General features: G+C 26.9%; 4 protein-coding genes. 2 read left to right on the top strand and 2 right to left on the bottom strand.

The window, feature by feature from the left end:
* Positions 1-276: 276 nt before the first annotated feature.
* Both KM800_RS12750 and KM800_RS12745 read right to left on the bottom strand, forming a co-directional pair.
* Entirely contained in the window at positions 277-705 is a 429-nt protein-coding gene (locus KM800_RS12750; RefSeq protein WP_217813431.1) for a hypothetical protein, read from the bottom strand.
* Positions 706-719: 14 nt separating this feature from the next.
* Positions 720-1,883 carry a recombinase family protein gene (locus tag KM800_RS12745; RefSeq protein ID WP_217813430.1) on the bottom strand — a complete coding sequence of 388 codons (1,164 nt, stop codon included), beginning with the start codon at positions 1,881-1,883 and terminating at the stop codon, positions 720-722.
* Positions 1,884-2,420: 537 nt separating this feature from the next.
* Between KM800_RS12745 and KM800_RS12740 the strand changes: the two genes are divergently transcribed.
* Positions 2,421-4,490 (top strand): AAA family ATPase, encoded by a 2,070-nt coding sequence (locus tag KM800_RS12740; protein ID WP_217813429.1) that lies wholly within the window; start codon positions 2,421-2,423, stop codon positions 4,488-4,490.
* A 12-nt stretch (positions 4,491-4,502) separates the two neighbouring features.
* Complete coding sequence (locus tag KM800_RS12735) at positions 4,503-6,431, top strand: UvrD-helicase domain-containing protein (RefSeq protein WP_217813428.1); 1,929 nt, start codon at positions 4,503-4,505, stop codon at positions 6,429-6,431.
* The last annotated feature ends 32 nt before the right edge of the window (positions 6,432-6,463 follow it).

Raw genomic sequence — 6,463 nt, 5'->3', positions numbered from 1 at the left:
TCTACATTTTTATACTAGCACCATATCCTATTTATGCTAATATCAGAACTAGAATTAAACAAGCAGAAACAAAGCGCATCATATTGTATATTTTTAGTTATTTCACCTATTTACTTGACAAGGGTCGATTCAACTTTTGATAATATATTAAGCAGTCAAAATAAAAATATAAAATAAGGGCGTATCTCTTATGAATAATATTATGTATGTTTTTATGAAAAACAACAGTAAAAATTTTTTTATGTTATTGGAAAATGAATTATTCTAATATATTTACTATTTTAATACTTTTTTATGTCTGCTTGCCGCTGGAGATAGCTCAATTGCTTTTGTTAAATCAAATACAACAGCCTTATACTCCTGAAAAAATACTCCTGGAATTTTATATCTTGCATTATCCTTCCAATTTTCCATTAACCTTCTTAAAGTCTTTCGAATAGCTGTACATGTTGAAGTATAACTTCCATTGCCCTTAGATTTGGAATTACTAAATTTCATTGTACATTCAGTTTCATTTTTACATGCCTGTACAGCAAATGCCTTATTCTTTATATCAAGTAAAGGTTTTACAAAATCAGGACTTTCAAGGTTATCAAGCACTTGAGATGAAAAAAATATTCCATTCTTATTGATGACCATTTCTAGATCACCTCTAACTGTAATATCAATTACTTCAAAATTAAATTGACTAAAATCTTTAAACATAATCTATCATCCTTTCATATGTTTTTATTCATAAATTTAAAAAATTGGTCAATTTCTTTATCATTCCATTTTGGATTAATTACTACAAAACCTTTAAGTTTTCCAGATTTTATTTTTGTAACGATAATCTTCTTTACTAAACGTTTTCCTTTGATTTTTGATTTATGTCTAGGTTTCAATAATAATTTTTGTATGTTATTCCATTCTTCTCTTGGAATTATAGGTGGATGGTGGTCGCGCAGCCGATATTGTGGTTTTTGTCCTTTGTTTTTCACAACTTTATGAGAAAAGCAATCTACTGTAAATGTTTTTTGCATCAAGACATCACCGCAATATTTTTCATTTTTAAGAATATTTCTGATGGTACTGCTACTCCACACTGTTCCACCATTGACAGTTGGTATATGCTGCTCTGTTAAATTTTCTGCTATTTCGCGTACAGATTGTCCATCCTTATAACAGCCGTAAATATAGCGGATTACCTCCGCTTCCTCTTCGTCAATAACCATTTTTCCGTATCTGTCTTTGTCATAACCCAAAAGATTATGAGTAGAAATTATAGGTATTCCCCTTTTGAAACGTTCTATTACTGACCAAATAATAGATGCACTTTTTTGTTCTGATTCTCCCTGTGCTACTAGACTCATAACTCCAAGAGTAAATTCATTTTTACTTTCTATTGTATTTAAGTTTTCGGCTTCAAAATAAACTCCGACTGGTGGGTTTAAAGCTTTTAGTTCACGTATTATTTCTAAACAATCCCGGGTATTCCTTGCAAATCTACTTACACTCTTTGTGAGAATCAAATCTATTTTTCCCAAACGACAATCTTGAATCATTTCTTGGAACTTAACTCTCTTTTTCATGGATGTACCAGAAACTCCTTCATCAGCATAGATTTTCACTAATTCATAATTCGGATTTTTTTCAATCGTTTCTTTAAAATACTGAACCTGAAGTTCAAAACTTCCAGCTTGTGCATCCTCATATGTACTAACTCTACAATATGCAGCTACCCTAGTTCGCCTCATTTTTTCTTTCATTTCTTCAGTTTTAGCAGGGATAACCTCAACAGTGGAAGTATTAGAAAAAGCTTCTCTGATTTTCCTTTTTTCTTTTTCCCTCCTACTTTTAACTTTTTCAGCTTTTTTCCATTTTCTTAGGCCTTGTACATCCAATTTTCGCGATATTCTATCACTTCCTTTCTAAAAATATATTAACATAATCTATCATATTTATCTTGTTAGGTCAATATATAGACATTATAATATTTTATTTGAAAGCATTGTTGTAATTTATAGCAGTAAAAGCAATAAAAAATATAAGGTTTTAAGCTATAATACATTATGAAGTCAGAATTGAAAAGGGATGTGAAATAGATTTGCACTGTAAGCAGGATAAAATATGATGATTTGAGTGATTTATCAAGTTTATAAATACCAAATTCTCTTAAGATATTTTCATCACAAGTTATAGTAGCCTTTGGGGTTATTTCTTTTAATGAATTAGTAAGCCTATTCCAAATAGATGCAGTTGCCTTATTAGAAAGCTGCTGTCCTATAATTAATCTTATTAATGAACTTAAGTAATCAATTAATTTTACTCTAATGAAATCCTTAAAATATGTTTATTTATGATATAATATGTATATATTTACTTTATTTAACATATATTGATATAAATTGTTATAATAAGTTTTATTTAGGAGAATAATTATGAGATTAAAAAAAGTTAAAATTAAAAATTTTAGATCATTTCACCATGAAAAAATAATAGACACAGAGAATTTTACAGTAATTATAGGTGCCAATAGCAGTGGAAAAACTACTTTTTTTAATGCCATATTAAAGTTATTTGGAGAATCCAATGCTGAAAGAGAAATAAAAAGGTCAGATTTTAATGTACCATTTAATCAAGATCCAAATTCAATAACAGAAAATGACTTTTCAATAGAAACTGTATTTGAATTTAATGAAGTTAAAAAAGATAATGGAATAGAGAAATATACTGTGCCGCCATATTTTGAGAATTTTATTATAGAAGATAAAGAATCATGTCCATATATACGGATCAGATTAGATGCCAAGTGGCATAAAAGTAATCAACCTGAAGGAATTATTGATTCAGAAGTATATTTTATTACCGTTCCAGAAGGGAAAAAAATAAAAGCTGAAGACAAAAAACCAATTGATAAATTAAAATTATCATTGATAAAAGTAATTTATGTTCCAGCTATTAGAGATCCTCATATACAATTAAAAAATGTTGCAGGTACTATTTTATGGAGATTATTTAATGGAATTAATATAAATGATGCGTTTAAATCTAATATAAATGATAAACTTGATAAAGTAAATGAGGAGATAGGAAAACAAGAAGGTATATCAGAATTAAAATCTATTATGGCAGAACAATGGTTAAAGTATGATAATGATACTAGATATAATGAATTGAGTTTAGAATATAATAGCAGTGATATAGAAAGTATTCTAAGTAAAATTGATGTCAAATTTTCTCCCACAGAAACAGGAAATAGCTATAAAGTAGATGATTTAGGTGATGGATTAAGATCTTTATTTTATTTTACATTAGTTGGTTCTCTATTAAAGGCTGAATATGAAACCTTAAAAGAAATTATAACTAATCCTGAAAAATGTGTTGATGATAGGATATTTAGCTTTGAACCACCTTGTTTAACTATAATTGCTGTTGAAGAACCAGAAAATCATATTGCACCACATTTATTAGGAAAAGTAATGAGTAATTTAAGAGATACATCTAATAATAGCAATTGTCAGATTATTTTATCATCTCATACTCCAGCTATTGTAAAAAGAGTTGAACCTGAGGAAATAAGACATTTTAGAAATTGTAAAGATGAATTGTGTACTGTAGTAAATAAAATAGTGTTACCTCCAGAAACAGATATTGCTTATAAATATGTAAAAGAAGGTGTTAGGGCATATCCGGAAATATATTTTTCAAGTTTGGTTGTTTTGGGTGAAGGGGATAGTGAAGAAGTTATATTGCCTAAAGTTTTAGATACTGTAGATATTGAAATAAATACCAATGAAATTGCAATTGTACCGTTGGGTGGACGACATGTAAATTATTTTTGGAAGTTGCTAGAGCAATTGAAAATACCATATGTAACTTTACTGGATTTAGATTTAGAAAGAGAAGGTGGTGGATGGGGAAGAATAAAATATGTTATTAAACAGTTGATAGAGAATGGATATGATAAAAAAGAATTATCAAAAATTAGAGCTGATAAAGTACTAACCGATGTGGAATTAGAAAATATGCACACTTGGCCTATAGAAAGTGAAACAGATAGAGAAATTTTATTTTCTTGTGCAAAATTTCTAGAAAAGTATAATGTATTTTTTAGTTCACCATTAGATATAGACTTTTTAATGATAAATGAGTTTAAACATGAATATATACAAACCTTAAGAGATGGACAAGGACCTGTAGTTAAAATTAATAGTAAAAATAAAAAGATACTTGATCTTAAAAAAGAGGATTTAGAGAAAGAAGAATATAAAGAAAAAGTCAAGGATGCAGTTGGCTATGCCTTAAAAGATAAAAATAAAAAAGGAATTTGTTATTCGGAAGAATCAAGAGAGTTGATGGTTTGGTATAATTATTTCTTTTTGGGAAGAGGTAAACCATTGATACATAGATTAGCTGTTACTTTAATTAGTAAAGATAAATTTAAGAATAATTTACCTGATGTATTTGTAAATCTATGTCAGTCTATAAAAAAACAGCTAAATATATAGGAGATGTTGTAAATGAATAAAATTATAAGAGCTTCTGAATGGAAACCAGCAGATAATATTATTTATAGTGATGAAAGCGAAGAAATGAAAATTATAAAATGTAATAAAAATTGTTTAGTTTCTGCAGGACCTGGAGCTGGAAAAACAGAACTACTATCTCAAAAAGCATCGTTTTTATTACAGACTAATAAATGCACATTTCCTAGAAAAATTTTAGCTTTAACTTTTAAAAGAGATGCATCTGATAATCTTAAGAATCGTGTAGATATTAGGTGTGGGCATGAATTATCAAATAGATTTGTCTCTAGTACATACGACTCATTTTTTACATATTTATTAAGTAGGTTTTTTAACTTAGTGCCTAGTATTTATAAACCTTCTGATGATTATAATATAATTATTGATAATAAAATAATAATTAATGCCTATGAGTCTGCTGGATACGATTTAAAAAAATTATCAATACCAAAAAGAAAATTTTGTACAAATTTTTATTTAACTGAAAATAGGTTACCTGTTAATGATTCAAATTATGAAGAACCAGCTAAAAGGGTATGGAATATTTTATTGCATGATGGAGATGAATCGCAAATTTCTTTTAAGATGGCTTCAAGATTGGTTGAATACATTATAAAATTAAATCCAATGATAAAAAAATTATTACAATTAACATATTCACATGTGTTTTTAGATGAATTTCAAGATACTAATGTAGAACAATATAATACTATAAAAACTTGTTTTCAAAATACAAGTACAATCATTACTGCAGTAGGAGATAAAAAACAAACAATAATGAAATGGGCAGGTGCAGTACCTGAAATATTTCAAAAATTTAAAAAGGATTTTTCTTCAAATGAAAGTACTTTATTAGTAAATCATAGATCAGTACCTGAATTAATTAAATTTCAAAATATAATTATTGAAGAAATGATAAAAGATAAATTAAATATAAGATCAGATAATATAAGTAAAGAATTACAAGGCATTTGTCAGGAATGGTATTTTAATAATGAAGATGATGAAGCAATATTTTTATCCAAAAAAATAGAATTATTAATTAAAGAGGAGCTAGTAGATAAAAACGAAATATGTATACTTACAAGAAATTTACCTGTAGAGTACTGTAATAAGTTAATTGGTAAGTTATCAGAGTTAAATATAGATTCACGAGTAGAAAATGATTATCAAAATTTATTAAGGGAAGATTTAGTTAAAATAGTTTTATCTATTTTAAAATTATCTATAGATAAATCTAATCCTGATGATTGGACATTTATAGTGAAATTATTAAAAAAAATTAGTGGCTACAATTCCTATACGAAAGAGGAAAAACTTAAGTCTTTAGAAAGGGATATATATACATATTTAAAGAAAATTAATAAATTAGTATCTAAGAATATAAATAAAGATGAATTTAAAAAATTAATTAATAGTATAGTAGCATATTTAGGAGTAGCCTCTTTAAAGGCGCTGTATCCACAATACAAAAAAGGAAAATATATGGATAATACTATAAACAGCTTTATAAATTTATTTTGGGAAAATTATGATACAACTAAAGATATGGGAAAATCTATAGAAAAATTTATTGGAGAAGATACTATATCCATAATGTCAATACACAAATCTAAAGGATTAGAATTTAATACAGTAATAGTATTAGGAGTTGAAAATTCAGCATTTTGGGGAATAAAAAATAACTTTGATGAGGAATTATGTAATTTTTTTGTTGCGGTGTCTAGAGCTAAACAAAGACTATTTTTTACATGCAGTAATGAGAGAATAATAAGAGGCAAAACAATAATAGGTAAAAAAGATGATGTAAAGTTATTTCACAATTTAATGAAAAAATCTGAAATTGTAGAATTTTATGATCTAGTAGATAATTTTAACAAAGTATATTCGGAATATTATGATTGTACTAAAGATGTTATATAAGCATGATTTGGCGTATAAATATTTATGTAAAA

It is taken from the genome of Clostridium tyrobutyricum, assembly GCF_019144085.1.
GTDB lineage: Bacteria > Bacillota > Clostridia > Clostridiales > Clostridiaceae > Clostridium_B > Clostridium_B tyrobutyricum_A.
This window is presented reverse-complemented; position numbering and strand designations above follow the sequence as displayed.